Below are 14,112 nucleotides of genomic sequence, written 5' to 3' on the forward strand. Positions count from 1 at the left end.
AGGCAGCCAATATTGTTCGCACAACTACCAGAAGATCCTGCGCCAGCATGGCTTCAAGGTATCGATGAGCGGTAAGGGAAATTGCTATGATAATGCAGCGGTCGAGACCTTCTTCAAAACCATCAAGGCTGAATTGATCTGGCGGCATTTATGGGGGACGCGGCGTCAGGCGGAAATGGCCATCTTCGAATACATCAACGGCTTCTACAATCCGCGACGACGCCACTCAGCGCTGGGATGGAAAAGCCCTGTCGCCTTCGAACGTAAGGTGGCTTAAACGAGCACTTGGGGCGGCACTAAAGCGGGACAGGTCCAGATTCCGAATGCGAGTTGTTGCGTCCTGTGGAGCCTAAATCTATTCAGGAACTCCCTGCACCAAACAAGTATCAGATGCCCGATCTGAGTGTGGTCGACTTGTCATTCGCAGGACGGCTTCCTCAACGCCATGAAACCTTGAACGCGATTGCTGCGGCAACAGTTGGAGACCCCTTGACGCTAGAGTTTCGCTCAGGGAAATGGATGATCCTGAACGATAAGGGCTGTGTCCTTGGATGTTTGGCAAAACGTTGGTCTCCGCCTGAAGGGGCGAAGTTTGTTTCCGGATGCGTCGGTGCATTGGTTCGATGGCGCAAATCCGACAATGACGAAGAGTTTCGAAAATACATTCGGCGAAATGAGTGGGAAACTGTTTTGCCTGAACTTGTGTTCCGTTGAGGCTCGATAGAGGGGGCGGGAAGCAATTGGATCGTTGGTTTCTAGGCGCAGTGTTCTCACTAGTGAGCATCGCGCGGTCCTCTGCCCAGCCGGCTGTACGAGACGATCCGGTGCTCTTAGGAGGGCGTGACGCATAAATATGCCCGGCTGCGCACGGTAGCAAAAACTAGGCTCAGGCCCCGTTAATCGACTTGAGATTGCATCGGTTGCATATTTCAAATCCCCAAGCTTTCAAGGGGAATCATGAGCAATCTATTTTGGCTGGCCGACGAACAGATGGCGCGGCGGCGGCCGTTCTTTCTCAAGAGCCATGGCAAGCCGAGGGGTGATGATCGGCGAGCATTGAGTGGGATAATCTTCATCAACCGCAATGGATTACGGTGGTGCGATGCGCCGAAAGAATACGGCCGGCCGAAGACGCTCTATAGTCGTTGGAAACGCTGGAGCGAAATGGGTGTTTTGCCAGGATATTTGAAGAGTTGGCTGCGGAGGCGATGGATCCGACGACAATCATGATCGACGCGACCTATCTCAAAGCCCATCGAACGGCATCGAGCCTGCGGGATAAAAAGGGGGGCGTGGGCGCGCAAGAAGCCCATCAAATACGACAAACGCCGCTACAAGCACCGCAATCGCATCGAGATCATGTTCGGGCGCCTGAAGGATTGGCGGCGGGTCGCCACCCGATTCGACCGCTGCCCCGAAGTCTTCTTCTCCGCTATTGCTCTCGCAGCTACGGTCGTGTTCTGGTTATGAGGCCTGAGCCTAGTGAGAACCCGACATGAAGGCATCATGACGGGTTCGTTTGATTCTGTTGTGTAAAACCCGACTGTCTACTTTGGGAAGTTTCGGAAAATACGCTCTGCCCCTTCACTCCAAACAATGAAACCAGACGGTCGCAGCCCACTCAGGACGATCATTCACAAGACATGCGATGCTAAACGCGGCGCCCCGTGGCCTTGTCAAAGAAGTGCACCTTCTTCGGATCAATAGACACGGTAAGCGGCTGCCCGACTTCGATATTGAAGCCCCCCTCAAGAACCGCCGTGGCAGGCTTCCCTCCGAGTTCAAAGGTAATGTTGGTCTGCGCACCAGTCGGCTCAACCAGCGTTGTCTGACCAGAGAGCAGTACACCCGAGGTATCGGCCGAGAAGTGCTCTGGGCGCATGCCGATGATGACCTCCTCGTTCTCGGTAATGTTGGGATGATTGGCGGTCACAGGAACCATATGCCCACAGGCCATCTTTGCCGCGAGGCCAGTGTCGGTCTTTACGATGGTTGCCTCGATCAGGTTCATCGACGGTGTACCGATGAATGCCGCCACGAACAGGTTTTCAGGCTTGTTGTAGAGATCGATCGGACGCCCTGCCTGTTCGATATTTCCGCCGTTGAGAATAACCACGCGATCGGCCAGCGTCATAGCCTCGATCTGGTCGTGGGTGACGTAGATCGAGGTTGTTTTGACACGTTGGTGCAGCAACTTGATCTCGGACCGCATCTGGTCTCGCAACTTTGCGTCAAGGTTCGACAGCGGTTCATCGAAGAGAAACGCCGCCGGATCGCGAACAATGGCGCGCCCCATTGCCACGCGCTGTCGTTGACCACCGGACAGTTGACCCGGCTTGCGATCTAGCAGGGCGTCAAGTTCGAGCAGTTTGGCAACTTCCTTGACCTTACGATCTATTTCGCTGCGGTCCATCCCAGAGAGTTTCAGGTTGAACCCCATGTTCTTTGCGACGCTCATGTGAGGATAGAGAGCGTAGTTTTGGAACACCATCGCAATGTTGCGTTCTCGCGGATTGAGATGGTTTACCAAGTTACCATCAATACGAATTTCGCCAGCCGAAGCTGGCTCAAGCCCCGAGATAATACGTAGCAAGGTCGACTTGCCGCAACCTGACGGTCCGACAAGTGCGACGAACTCGCCATCCTCGATTTTCAGATCCACGCCATGGATAACTTCCACTGCGCCAAAGTTTTTCTTGAGCCCGATGATTTCAACTGAAGCCATGTCACTCTCCTCTTCCCTATGACTGGTGTCGCCTGATGCCGCTGCCTTACGCTAGCGCAGCAGCTTTCTCGCGACGGATTTCCTGTTTCAGTGGTTCGCCGGCAAAGAAGCGGCGCACATCTTCAATTGCCGCAAGCCCTTGCCGGACATAGCTTTCACGCGTGTGGCCCGCGCAATGCGGCGACAAATAGACGTTCGACATCTGTCGCAACGGATCGCTGGCGGGCAATGGTTCGACGTCGAAGGTGTCGATGGCTGCAAATATGCGGCCCCGCTGCAATTCCTCGACAAGTGCGCCCGGCTCCAAGAGGCCGGCCCGCGCGGTATTGACCAGAAGTCCGCCATCAGCCATCGCGCTCAAATGCTCACGTTTGATCATGCCTTCGGTCGCAGGCAGATTTGCTGCGTGAAGGCTGACAACCGAGCAGTTGGCGAACAGTTCATCAAGTTCCAGAAGCGTCACGCCCAGCCTTTCGGCCTCCTGTGCGCTGATGAACGGATCATAGACCGACACTGTGCAGCCGAACGGACGCAAGCGCTCCAACACGAGGCGCCCGACATACCCCAAACCGACCAGACCGACGTTCTGGGCCGCCAGAAGATGACCCAAATAGGCCTTCCGCATCTCGGCCCAATCCATCGTGCCATGCAGTCCGTCATCCTGCTGACGATGCAATCGCAAGTGCGCAAGGATCTGCGTCAGGGTGAACTCCGCTACGGCCAACGCGATTTCCGGCGCCGAATGGCTGACGCGGATATGACCGCCGACCAGAGCTTTTTCCACCTCAAGAAATTTCACCGATCCGGCAGCGTGGGATACAAATTCAATGTCCCCTTGTGGAGCGAGCAGTTGAGGGAACGTAGGGCACCGCCATCCGGTGATGACAGCCGTTATCCCCTGCAAAGCCTTGGTAAACTCGCCGGATGCCAGATCATCGTCACTGAAAATGACCGGCTGCGCGAAAGCACTCAAGGCTTTCTCAACCTCTTGCGTAAAAATCAGAGAACGGACCTCTTCGGTCATAAGGACAGCAACCCTTGGGCGGGTTCCTCCCCCCGATACAACGTGTTGTTTCACTTTTGTCACCTGCTGTTGTGGGGCTTATCGCTTTGCGGGCTGGATCATCAATTCCGAGACATGCGCACGTTCAGGCAAGCCCATCACGAACATGCAGGCCTCGGCGATGTCTTCGGGCTGGAGCGCCTTCGCACGCATCTCCTCCGTCGGGGGAGATGGGCGCTTCTCCAGAAGTGGCGTCTCGGTCATACCAGGCAAGATAACTGTGGCACGAATGCCGTTTTTCCATTCCTCCTCCATGATCGCGTGTGTCATCGCCATAACTCCCGCCTTGGTCGCCTGATAAGCGGCACCCGACGGGTCTGGTTTGCGTGCTGCGGTAGAAGAGATGTTGATCAACAGCCCGCCGCCGCGTGCGCGGAACAGTGGCACGATAATTTTTGCCAGATTGAAGGCCGCATTAAGGTTGATATCAATCATCGACGCCCAGCTGTCTGCAGTCAGATCAACAAAAGCGCGATCGACGATATTCACGCCTACGGAGTTGATCATCGTGTCAATTTCGCGCAGCGCAATGTCATGCTCTCGCAACGCCACCGAGAGCGCATTTGCGTCGGCGGCATCGGCCTGAATCGTGAGCACGGAACTGGCCCCCAATTCAGTTGCTTTGCGCGACACCTCGTCCAGCCGCGCGCCGTCCCTGCCAAGGAGAACGACTCCTGCGCCTGCGGCTGCTGCCTGTAGAGCCGTTGCGCGTCCCATACCGCTGGTTGCTCCTGCGATCAGGATATTGCGGCCGGTAATGCTCTTGACTTCAGTCATGTCTCCCCCCTCTCCAGATATTTTCAATTACGGGGCGCAGCTGTGGAACTACGCACCATCAATTCGGGACGCAGCACGACATGTGCGTCGCCATCCCCCTCGACCCCTTCCAGGGTATCGATCAGCTTTTGAACCATGAGTTCGGCCATCTGCTCCACAGGCTGACGAATGGTGGTCAGCGGTGGCTCCATCACCTTAGCCATCAAGATGTCATCGAAACCGACAACCGACAGGTCGGCAGGTACGCGAAAGCCGAGTTCGCGTGCGCCAGAACAGATTCCGATGGCGTACATGTCGTTGACGGTGAAGACCGCCGTTGGCGGCTCATCAAGCGTCAGCAATTCACGAATACCCGTGCGACCGAGCTCCGCCGCGTGACTATCCCCAAACCCTGTCGCGTTACTGGCCACCCAGATCAGATCGGGGTCTGGTGTGAGACCTGCCTTTTCAAGCTCGGACCGCATCCCTTCGACGCGGGCAGTACGGCTTGAGGTGCCAATCGGACCGGAAATAAAGCCTATTCGCTTGTGCCCCAAGCCGATCAGATGACGCGTGGCAAGCCGCGCACCGAGTGTTTGATCCACACTGACCGAACAAGACACGATATCGTTCGCCCCCTGTGTTGCCCGGTCGAAGGCACCGATGATCATCCCGTTCTTGGCGTGCTCACTCAGATGATCGAAGGAAACCGGCGACGATCCAAGAATGATTCCGCGGATCGACGACGCATAAAGCGACGAAAAATAGTTAGCCTCCAGCTCGGGATCACGCTCGGTATTACAAATCAACACCTGATAACCGCGCTTGAGTGCCGCCTTCTCGATCAACTGCGACGCCGTCCCCCAAAACGGGTTGGCGACCGAAGGCACAACGAGCCCGAGCATCTTGATCTGTCCGGACTTCAACTGCCGCGCGACTGCACTGGGCGTGTAATTGAGCTCATCGATCGCCTCCTGCACCTTACGCAACGTGCGCGCACCCATCTTGGCATGACGACCATTGATGACATTCGAGACGGTGCTAACCGAAACTCCGGCCCTCTTAGCCACATCCTTTATTCCTGCCATCGCCCTCTTTCACATCCCTCATTCAAGCCACGAACCGAAGCAATGCCGCAGCGCCTCACACGGCGAATCAGATTCAATAATACGTTACACAAGATATGCTGCACCGCCCCAAATATGCCAGAAAAATTTTACTTCTCTTCAAAGCCTCAATTGACCGAAACCAAACCTCATTCGGCTTGATTGCGCCGTCAAACAATCCATTTTTCGACAAAGAAAATTCATATTTTATACGTTTTTCAAATGCTTACGCCGATTTTTCAAAACAGATTAAAGTTTAGACAAACCGCTTCGATCACGCATAAAATCTCCAAAATCGATACGCGATATTTTTTATTCGACACAAGTGTAACGTTTTACTATCGTCACATAACAGACCTGCCCGAATCGCAAGAAGCGGACCACAGGTCTTTCGATTTGATCGGTATCTAGGGAGGAAGATATGTCCGTATCTCAATCACGCAGGAATTTCCTGAAACACAGCTCGGCCGCTTTCGGCAGTTTTGCCATGACCGTCGTCGCGGGCGGCGCTCTCGCACAAGGCACAACAAAAATTCGCTTCAGCGGCTTTGTTGAATCCGAGGAGCAACTGGCGACCACGCTCAGAGTTCTCAAAGCATATGAAGCAAAGAACCCCGGCGTTGAAATCATTCCCGAGTTCTCAAGTTACCGCGCATTTACCGACAAGCTGGCCACAGAAGCCGCTGGCGGCAACGCGCCTGACATGTTTAGCGTCAACGTGGATTTGCTGGCCGAATATGCGGCACGCGGAGCGCTGACGCCGTTGACCCCGTGGATTCCCGATACGCTCGATGTATCCGGCTATCAGGACGGCAGCGTCTTTTCCTGCACATATGCGGGCGAAATGTATGCAATGCCGAACGACGCCATTGCGACCGCCATGTTCTACAACCCTCTGAAGTTCGAGGAAGTTGGCGTACCTGTGCCCGAAAAGTTCTACACTTGGGAAAAACTGCTCGAGACGGCTGTTGCTCTGAGCAAGGAGCATGGACGTGGCTTTTGGGGAATCGAGGACGGTGGCGGCAACAACCTTGCGTGCGACCTGTTCCTTCGCTCCATGGGCAAGGCGCTATTCACGCCGGAGCATACCATCGGCTTCTCGGGTGAGGACGCGGCCAAATGGTTCCAGTACTGGGAAGACATGCGCCAAGAAGGTGGTGCGCCGCCAGCCGACGTGCAAGCACAAGCGGGTGACAACTCCACTTCGCTTGCTATTGTTCGCGGTCGAGCGGCCATGTTGATCCAGACAACCGACAGTTTCATCGGCATCGGTGGCCTTATGAGCGATCCACTGGATCTGATGATGCTGCCCAATGGCTGGGAAGGTGGTGAAATGAAACAGCACCACTATGACTACGCCGGAAACTCGACCGGCATCTGGACCAAAGCGGCCAACAAAGATCTTTGTGTAGACATCATCCGCTTCATGCATTTCGATCCGGAAGGCGTCGAACTGTATTATACAGGAAGTGGCATGATCCCGGCCTCAACCGCCGGGATGGAGAAGTTCGGCACCTCAGGCACACCGGAAGAGAAGAAAATCGTCGAATATCTCAAGATGCTGCGCGAGGAACCCGCACCGTCGCGTCGCCCCGGTGTCGGCGGTTTGGGAGGTATCTTCCGCCGCCACAACGAGGCTGTCGCTTTCGGTGACATGACGGCTCTCGAAGCGGGCAACTCGATTGCCGCCGAGATTGATGGGAAGCTCCAAGCTCTGAAATAGCGCCTCCTACCGGCAGCAGGGCGGGCACACGTGTCTGCCCTGCACGTTATATAAACGCCGCGCGGGCGCGGCGGGCACCCTTTGGCTCAATAGAAAGCATGCCCCAATGAGCAAGACACAGAACATTTCGAAAAAACAGAACGGCGTAGCTTTCCTGTTCCTTTCGCCGTGGATCGTCGGCTTCCTCGTATTCACGTTAGGTCCGATGTTGGGATCACTCTATCTGTCGTTCACCGACTACGATCTTTTCAGCGCACCAACATGGGCAGGATTGGAAAACTACGCCAAGCTCGGCAGCGACCCGCGCTACCTTACTTCGCTAAAGGTAACATTGAATTACGTGCTGTTCTCGGTTCCGTTGAAACTGGGCTTCGCGTTGTTCATCGCTCTTATCCTGAACCGCGGCCTTCGGGGATTGGGATTTTACCGTTCGGTATTTTATCTTCCGTCACTGCTAGGTGGCAGTGTGGCCGTTGCGCTGATGTGGCGCCAGATTTTCTCGTATGACGGCATCATCAACCAATTCCTCTGGTCTTGGTTCGGCTACGATGCACCGAGTTGGATCACCAACCCTGATTACGCACTCAGCACGCTGGTCTTGCTGGCTGCATGGCAGTTTGGCGCCCCAATGGTCATCTTTCTCGCCGGCCTCAAGCAGATACCGCAAGACATGTACGATGCGGCAGCCATCGACGGCGCGCGTCCCGTGCAGCAGTTCTTCTACGTGACGGTGCCGCTCTTGACGCCCATCATTTTCTTCAACTTTGTGATGCAAACGATCGGCGCATTTCAGGCCTTTACGCCCTCCTACATCATCTCGGACGGAACAGGCGGCCCGGCGGACTCGACGCTGTTCTATACGCTCTATCTTTACGAGCAGGCCTTCACAAACTTCGAGATGGGCTATGCCTCTGCAATCGCCTGGGTGCTGGTAGCGATCATCGGCCTCGCCACAATGGTGTCTTTCCTAAGCGCAAAATACTGGGTCCACTACGGGGACGAGGGGTAACGGATATGACCACCACAGAAACGCACAACATGACTTCCGACATCAACCGGATCACCGAGAGGAGCAAAGCCCGCTCCAAGCTGATCACGCACGGTCTGCTGATCCTGTTTGCGCTGATCATGCTCTATCCGCTGGTATGGCTCGCCGTGAGTTCGCTCAAGCCGTCCAACATAATATTCTCGGACACAAGCATTATCCCGCGGCACTTTGAATGGCAGAACTACACACACGGCTGGGCCGGTGTTGCCGCCCCTTTCAAGGTGTTTTTCGCCAACAGTTTCGTGATCGCAATTATCGCTGTGATTGGTAACGTGTTGTCCTGCTCCTTCGTGGCCTACGCATTTGCTCGGTTGGATTTCAGCTTCAAAAAGCCGCTCTTCGCGCTGATGATGATGACAATCATGCTGCCAATGCATGCCTCGCTGATCCCTCAGTATATTCTGTTCAACTGGTTGGGCTGGGTGAACACAATTCTTCCGATCGTGACTCCGAAGTTTCTTGCGGTCGAGGCGTTCTTTGTCTTTCTGATGATCCAGTTCATCCGTGGCATCCCGCGTGAGCTGGACGAAGCGGCGGCCATCGACGGTGCGGGACCGATCCGCATCTTCTTCTCGATCATCCTGCCACTTCTCACGCCCGCCTTGGTCACGACAGCGGTCTTTACGTTCCTGTGGACTTACGAAGACTTCCTTACGCCCCTTATTTATCTGACCTCGATCGAGAACTACACCGTGCCGCAGGGCCTTCGCCTGCTGCAGGCATCGCGCGGCGCGGGCACTTGGGGTGCAATGCTGGCGATGTCGCTCCTGTCGCTGGTGCCGATGTTCATCATCTTCTTCATCTTCCAGCGCAAGCTGATCGACGGCATCGCTACAACGGGGTTGAAGGGCTAAGGCCCTTCCGCCTCCCCCACCTTTACTTTCACCCCTCTACAAGGACCAAAACTCTGATGGCAAAACCGCTGATCACAGTATTCACCAAACCCTGGACTGATCCGTTGCCCGAACTGGCCGCAAAGCTGGCAGGACTGGGTTTCGGAGGTGTCGAATTGGCGGTGCGCCCTGGCTATCAGGTCACCCCCGACACCGCAGGATCCGAACTCCCCAAGGCTGTACGCCTGCTGGAAGAACACGGCCTGAAGACCCCCAGCATAGCGGCAGAAATTGATGAAACCATCATTGACGCTTGCGGCGAAGCTGGTGTCGGTATCATCCGCATTTGTGCCCCCATCGACATGGAAAAGGGCTACCAATCCAGCGTCGATGACTACCGCCGCCAATTCGATGCGGTGCTGCCCGCACTGGAGCGCAACGGTGTCGCAATCGGGGTCCAGAACCACTACGGCTATAATATAGGCAGTGCCGTGGGGTTGGCCCACCTTCTGGCCGATTATGACCCGAAACAGATTTGCGGCGTGCTCGACATGGGCCACTGCGCCGTTGACGGCGAACCCGTGGAGATGGCGGTCGACATTGCCCGTCCCCATATGAACGGTCTGGTAAACTTCAAAAGCGCCTGCCACCTGCGCGCCAATGGCCCCGAGCGCGAAGCAGAGTATCAGGTTCATTGGACCACCCACGACCACGGCGGCTACAACTGGCGTAAGCTGGTCTCCGAATTGCACCACACAGGCTTCGAAGGCACCTTCTGCATGCCAGCAGAATACAGCCGAAAGGCGGGTGAGCACGGCCAGCTAATGGATGACGATGTGCTGCCATTCCTGCGTAAAGATTTCGCTCACCTGAAGAACCTGATCGACGACATCTACACCTGACCTGCCCCGAGCCAAGGCGCGCATTATTCGGTAATGCGCCTGCATTCGCATGGACAAAGGATCACATTATGAAAAGCAAACATGATCTGACGATCACAGACATCCGCGTGATTGTCAGCAGCCCGGGACGCAACTTCGTAACCCTGAAGATCGTCACCAAATGCGGTCTCTACGGCGTTGGTGACGCAACGGTGAACGGAAGAGAACAAGCGGTTGCCGCCTATCTGAAGGAGCACGTCACCCCCTGTCTGATAGGGCGGAATGCCCATGAGATCGAGGATATCTGGCAATATCTCTACAAAGGCGTCTATTGGCGCAAGGGACCGATCAACATGGCGGCCATCGCTGCTGTGGATGTGGCGCTTTGGGACATAAAAGGCAAAGCCGCCGACTTGCCGGTGTATGAGCTTTTGGGCGGCAAAAGCCGCAAGGCCATTGCCACATATGCCCACGCAACCGGAAGCACCATCGACGACACGTTGGACAAGGCCGAGGCACTCTTTGCTCAAGGTTTCACGGCTGTCCGTCTCCAAACCGCCGTTCCCGGTTTGAAAGCCAGCTATGGCGTTCTTGGGGATAAGAAAGACTATTTCGAACAGCAAAGCAGCCGTCCCCTTCCCCCCGAGGAACCTTGGTCGACGCGCAAATACATGAACTCGATAGAAGATCTGTTTCGTCAGGCACGCTCGCGTTTCGGAACAGAGGTGCAACTTCTCCATGATGTCCACAGCCGCCTGACACCTATCGAGGCGGCAAGGCTGGGTAAAATGCTTGAACCCTATGACCTGCTCTTTCTCGAGGACGCCGTCGCTGCCGAGAACCAAGACAGCTATCGGATCATTCGCGACCACACGACCACGCCGCTCGCCATCGGTGAAATCTACAACACGATCTGGGACTGTAAGGAACTGATCCAGAACCAATGGATCGACTACATCCGCACAGCCACCACGCACGCTGGCGGCATTACCGCGCTGCGCCGCATCGCCGACTTCGCGGCACTGTTCCACGTCCGCATTGCACCGCACGGCGCACCGGACCTTTCCCCGATCTGCTACGCCGCCCAAGCGCATCTTGGCATTTGGGCGCCGAACTTCGGCATTCAGGAATTTGTGGGCTTCGGCTCTGACAAATCGAACGAGGTCTTCTCTTACGACTTAACGCTTACCGAAGGCATGATCCACGTCGGCGACAGTCCTGGCCTGGGCGTGGATTTCAACGAAGAGGCCGCCGCACAATATCCCTACAACCGCTCCTATCTGCCTGTCAGTCGCTTGGAAGACGGCACGCTGTGGAGCTGGTGACCCCACCCACCGAAACAAAAGGTACACGGAAATGAAGAAAAGATTCGGCAAGACCGACTTAATGACCACGCCCATCGTCTATGGCTGCATGGGAGGAGCTGGTGCTTTCGGCGCACAGGAAGAAACGGACTCGATCGAGGCGCTTCGTGAAGCTTTCAACATCGGCATCAACTTTTTCGATACTGCCGAGGCCTATGGCGGCGGCTATTCGGAGCAGTTGCTCAACAAGGCACTTGGAGACAAGCGGTCCGAGATCGTAATTTCGTCCAAGGTGGCGCGAGAAAACCTTGCGCCCGATCGCATAATCGAAGCCTGTGAACGAAGCCTGAAAAACCTCGGCACCGATTACATCGACATCTATATGCTGCACTGGCCCAACCGCGACGTGCCCTTGGCCGACAGCATCGGCGCCTTGAAAAAGCTGAAGGACGACGGGAAAATTCGCGCCTATGGTGTGTCCAACTTTGGCAAGGAGGACATCGACGACGCGCTGGCTCTCGGTGACATTTCGGTAAACCAACTGCCCTATCACCTGTTCTACCGCACAATCGAGTTCGAAGTTCAACCCAAATGTGAGAAGGCCGGTGTGCCGATCATGTGCTATTCGTCGCTGATGCAGGGGCTTCTTGCCGGCAAGTACAAGTCGCTACAGGACTTTCCCGTCGACCGTGCCCGCACCAGAATGTTCGACCATCGCAAATGGCCCGAGGTTGCCCACAATGAAGAAGGCGCCGAAGCAACAGGTCAGGAGTTGCTCGACGAGCTTTGGGCGATTGTCGGCGACACAGGCATGTCGATGGAAGAGCTTGCCATCGGCTGGCTGAAATCCCGCCCTGCGGTTGGTGGGGTTATCGTCGGCACCCGAAACGGTGAACAAAGCCGTGGCCTGAAGAAACTCCTTGATGTCGAACTTGACACCTCGGTGCTCGAACGCCTCACCAAAGCCTCCGATCCCCTCAAACAGGCCCTTGGCAGCAACATTGACATGTGGGGTAAAGGCAGAACGCGCTGATCTCTGCGGTTGGCGTGCCTCGATGACATCATCGAGGGGCTTAAACCAAACATCAGCGTCAGCTGATCATACATGGTGCGGAGTGAAAATGCTCCGCACCACACAACAATCACTCCAACCAGAAGCAGGAAGCCATGTTGAAAGTCCTAATCTCCGGAACCGGTTTTGCTGGTCAAGGTCACGCCGACGCCTTTCGCGGTGCGGGAGCAGAATTGGTCGGAATCGTCGGCCGCACTCCACATGTCGTAAAAGAAGTGGCCGAAAAAATGGATATCCCCTACGCGGGCACCGACTGGAAAAAAGCGCTGGACGACTGCAAACCGGATATCGTTTCGATCGCCACACCTGGCGGGGCGCACTACGAACCGATCAAGCAGGCCATTGCCGCAGGTTGCCACGTCTTTTGCGACAAGCCTATGACGGATAGCGCCGACACCGCCGTCGAGCTTTACGAACTGGCCAAAGAAAAGGGCGTAAAGACCGCCTATGCGGCAAGTTTCCGCTATGCGCCAAGTGTTTTGCACGCCAAACGTCTGGTAGCCGAAGGCGCAATTGGTGAGCCGACTGAAATCGAATGTATCTCCCACTTCAATCTGGAACGCGACATCCCGTTCGGCTGGTCCCATCGTAAAGAGGACGGGGGCGGCAGGCTCAACAACAATTTCACACACACGCTGTCGATTGCCTGCTCACTGGTGGGCGAGAAGATTCTGAATATCGCCGGTGAAGTGCGCGATGACCTTGGTCGCGCCCCCATTGTCGAGGGCGTGCATAACTTCGCCTCACGTCGGGATTTCATTCCCGAGAACCTGAACGACCCCTCTCTGAAATGGGGCGAAAGCAACGTCGAGTGGTCCTATACCGTCATGGCCCAGCTCGAAAGCCCAATGGCGGAGAAGCCGGTCTCGGTGCTGTTCAAGCACGGTGGGCTGGTCCCACGGTTTCATGAGGATCACATTGTGGTCTATGGCAAGACAGGCGCAATCTATATCAAAGGCCATTACGGCAGCGGCCCGCTATATGTCCACGATGGCCACGAATGGAAAAATCTGGACTTGCCACAAGACATCGCGGCGATCATTCCGGATGTGGCCGGAGAGACAGAACAATGCTGGCACTTCCTCGCGCGAGAGTTCGTCGAGGACATTTCGGGTGAGAGCGTCGATCCCTACCCAACCTTTCGTGACGGCAGCCAGTATCAGCAGATCATCAAAATCATCCGCAAAAATGGCAACTGGACAGACGTCAGCGGCCTGTGAGGTCGCTGGTCAATCGCAATTGTAGCCTCGACTGACCTGCGGAACACTTGCGGTGTCACTGTAGCTTGGACCTGTCGCGCTTTAGTGCCGCCCCAAGTGCTCGTTTAAGCCACCTTACGTTCGAAGGCGACAGGGCTTTTCCATCCCAGCGCTGAGTGGCGTCGTCGCGGATTGTAGAAGCCGTTGATGTATTCGAAGATGGCCATTTCCGCCTGACGCCGCGTCCCCCATGAATGCCGCCAGATCAATTCAGCCTTGATGGTTTTGAAGAAGGTCTCGACCGCTGCATTATCATAGCAATTTCCCTTACCGCTCATCGATACCTTGAAGCCATGCTGGCGCAGGATCTTCTGGTAGTCGTGCGAACAATATTGGCTGCCT

16 protein-coding genes are annotated in these 14,112 nt (G+C 55.7%); 11 read left to right on the forward strand and 5 right to left on the reverse strand.

Translation table 11 applies throughout. The annotated features are described in order from the left end of the window. The 4 genes from KO497_RS12945 to KO497_RS19490 all read left to right on the forward strand — a co-directional run. Positions 1 to 277 (forward strand): integrase core domain-containing protein (locus KO497_RS12945; RefSeq protein WP_215944386.1); only part of this gene is annotated, 277 nt, incomplete at its 5' end. Between the two features lie 113 nt (positions 278 to 390). Further along, positions 391 to 714, forward strand: coding sequence for a hypothetical protein (locus tag KO497_RS12950; RefSeq protein WP_215944387.1), 324 nt, complete (start codon positions 391 to 393; stop codon positions 712 to 714). A 243-nt stretch (positions 715 to 957) separates the two neighbouring features. Continuing rightward, the gene (locus KO497_RS19485) at positions 958 to 1,230 is read left to right on the forward strand and encodes a transposase (protein ID WP_354668119.1); all 273 of its coding nucleotides are present in this window, start codon (positions 958 to 960) and stop codon (positions 1,228 to 1,230) included. Positions 1,231 to 1,254: 24 nt separating this feature from the next. Further along, complete coding sequence (locus KO497_RS19490) at positions 1,255 to 1,470, forward strand: transposase (RefSeq protein ID WP_354668121.1); 216 nt, start codon at positions 1,255 to 1,257, stop codon at positions 1,468 to 1,470. A 181-nt stretch (positions 1,471 to 1,651) separates the two neighbouring features. Here KO497_RS19490 and KO497_RS12960 read toward each other — a convergent pair whose 3' ends face one another. The 4 genes from KO497_RS12960 to KO497_RS12975 all read right to left on the reverse strand — a co-directional run bounded on the left by KO497_RS12960 (position 1,652) and on the right by KO497_RS12975 (position 5,632). Beyond that, positions 1,652 to 2,725 (reverse strand): ABC transporter ATP-binding protein, encoded by a 1,074-nt coding sequence (locus KO497_RS12960; protein ID WP_215944388.1) that lies wholly within the window; start codon positions 2,723 to 2,725, stop codon positions 1,652 to 1,654. A 46-nt stretch (positions 2,726 to 2,771) separates the two neighbouring features. Continuing rightward, complete coding sequence (locus tag KO497_RS12965; RefSeq protein ID WP_215944389.1) at positions 2,772 to 3,749, reverse strand: hydroxyacid dehydrogenase; 978 nt, start codon at positions 3,747 to 3,749, stop codon at positions 2,772 to 2,774. 78 nt (positions 3,750 to 3,827) lie between these two features. Then, positions 3,828 to 4,565, reverse strand: a complete 738-nt coding sequence (locus KO497_RS12970; protein ID WP_215944390.1) for an SDR family oxidoreductase — start codon at positions 4,563 to 4,565, stop codon at positions 3,828 to 3,830. A gap of 23 nt (positions 4,566 to 4,588) precedes the next feature. After that, positions 4,589 to 5,632 (reverse strand): LacI family DNA-binding transcriptional regulator, encoded by a 1,044-nt coding sequence (locus KO497_RS12975; protein ID WP_215944391.1) that lies wholly within the window; start codon positions 5,630 to 5,632, stop codon positions 4,589 to 4,591. Positions 5,633 to 6,071: 439 nt separating this feature from the next. On the opposite strand from KO497_RS12975, the gene KO497_RS12980 reads away from it, so the two are divergent. The 7 genes from KO497_RS12980 (at position 6,072) to KO497_RS13010 (ending at position 13,731) form a co-directional block, all read left to right on the forward strand. Next, complete coding sequence (locus KO497_RS12980; protein WP_215944392.1) at positions 6,072 to 7,373, forward strand: ABC transporter substrate-binding protein; 1,302 nt, start codon at positions 6,072 to 6,074, stop codon at positions 7,371 to 7,373. A gap of 106 nt (positions 7,374 to 7,479) precedes the next feature. Beyond that, on the forward strand, positions 7,480 to 8,382 hold the full coding sequence (locus KO497_RS12985; protein ID WP_215944393.1) for a carbohydrate ABC transporter permease: 903 nt from the start codon (positions 7,480 to 7,482) through the stop codon (positions 8,380 to 8,382). Positions 8,383 to 8,387: 5 nt separating this feature from the next. After that, positions 8,388 to 9,275: a carbohydrate ABC transporter permease gene (locus KO497_RS12990; protein ID WP_252729661.1), complete on the forward strand. Its 888-nt coding sequence runs from the start codon at positions 8,388 to 8,390 to the stop codon at positions 9,273 to 9,275. A 56-nt stretch (positions 9,276 to 9,331) separates the two neighbouring features. Next, complete coding sequence (locus tag KO497_RS12995; RefSeq protein ID WP_215944394.1) at positions 9,332 to 10,156, forward strand: sugar phosphate isomerase/epimerase family protein; 825 nt, start codon at positions 9,332 to 9,334, stop codon at positions 10,154 to 10,156. Positions 10,157 to 10,224: 68 nt separating this feature from the next. After that, the gene (gene manD / locus KO497_RS13000) at positions 10,225 to 11,460 is read left to right on the forward strand and encodes a D-mannonate dehydratase ManD (RefSeq protein ID WP_215944395.1); all 1,236 of its coding nucleotides are present in this window, start codon (positions 10,225 to 10,227) and stop codon (positions 11,458 to 11,460) included. 31 nt (positions 11,461 to 11,491) lie between these two features. Continuing rightward, positions 11,492 to 12,472 (forward strand): aldo/keto reductase, encoded by a 981-nt coding sequence (locus tag KO497_RS13005; protein ID WP_215944396.1) that lies wholly within the window; start codon positions 11,492 to 11,494, stop codon positions 12,470 to 12,472. A 134-nt stretch (positions 12,473 to 12,606) separates the two neighbouring features. Further along, positions 12,607 to 13,731 carry a Gfo/Idh/MocA family protein gene (locus KO497_RS13010; protein WP_215944397.1) on the forward strand — a complete coding sequence of 375 codons (1,125 nt, stop codon included), beginning with the start codon at positions 12,607 to 12,609 and terminating at the stop codon, positions 13,729 to 13,731. Between the two features lie 104 nt (positions 13,732 to 13,835). On the opposite strand, the gene KO497_RS13015 is transcribed toward KO497_RS13010, so the two are convergent. Next, positions 13,836 to 14,112, reverse strand: a 277-nt coding sequence (locus KO497_RS13015) for an IS3 family transposase (RefSeq protein WP_215944398.1), incomplete at its 5' end; no start/stop codon positions are given.

The organism is Pacificibacter marinus (assembly GCF_018860665.1).
Lineage (GTDB): Bacteria > Pseudomonadota > Alphaproteobacteria > Rhodobacterales > Rhodobacteraceae > Celeribacter > Celeribacter marinus_A.